This is a genomic window from Thorsellia kenyensis (genome assembly GCF_042432445.1).
Classification (GTDB): domain Bacteria; phylum Pseudomonadota; class Gammaproteobacteria; order Enterobacterales; family Thorselliaceae; genus Thorsellia; species Thorsellia kenyensis.
The window spans coordinates 1-910 of the sequence record NZ_JBHLXE010000062.1 but is presented as its reverse complement, the minus strand read 5'-3'; the positions used below and the strand labels follow the sequence as shown (position 1 = coordinate 910).

At 44.3% G+C, this 910-nt stretch carries 1 protein-coding gene; it reads left to right on the top strand.

Annotated features, from left to right (window positions below; translation table 11 throughout):
- Positions 1–910 (top strand): Ig-like domain-containing protein (locus ACFFIT_RS13400; protein ID WP_385876679.1); only part of this gene is annotated, 910 nt, incomplete at both ends.

Sequence of the window (910 nt, the reverse complement as noted above, 5' to 3'; positions counted from 1 at the left end):
CTTGACGAATGATAAGACGCCGACCTTATTAGGTACAGCGTTACCTGGGGCGAAAGTAGATATTTATTTTGGTGAATACAAATTAAATACCCGTGATGTCTTGGCTGACGAGAATGGTAAATGGCGTTTTGATATCCCAAGCACCTTCATTGATGATGGCGTACAGACTTATACTGTGAAGACAGTGGATGCGTCAGGTAATGCATTAACGAAAACCTTTGATGTTAAATATGACTTAACGCCACCGGATGCGGGTGTGATAGTGAGTGTTGAAGACAGCACCGATCCAAATAAAGGCTTTATACCGAATGGTGGTGGTACGAATGAATCTTCACCGACCTTAAGAGGTACCGGTGAGCCGGGTACGACCGTACAGGTTTATGATAAAGCGACAGGCACTAAATTGCTGGCCTCTGCGGTTGTGAGTAACCAAGGGACCTGGATATTAAAATTACAAGAACTCGACGATGGTGTACATGAGTTTTATGTTACCTTGACTGATCAAGCGGGTAACACCAGTATTGAAGGTGAGCGCTTTGTCGTGGTCATTAACACGAGCATACCGGACATTTTATCTCCAGACAGCTTTGAGCTTTTAGATAACGTAGGTGAGTTCCAAGGTCCAATTAAGAGCAACAGCATCACGGATGATAACAAGCCACAATTGGTTGGCCGTGCACCAGATGGTGTTGTGGAAGTTGAAGTTTATGTTAATGGTGTAGCGATTGGCCGTGCGACCGTGATGAATAACGAGTGGAGTTTTGACATTGAAAATCCATTAAGTGATGGTCAAAATCGCATCAGTGTTGCGCCGGTTAATAGTGTCGGTACGACAGGGCCACAAACGGACATCGTATTTAACGTATCTGTGGGTCAACCACAAACCTTAGATGAAGGTTTCTTAGAGCTA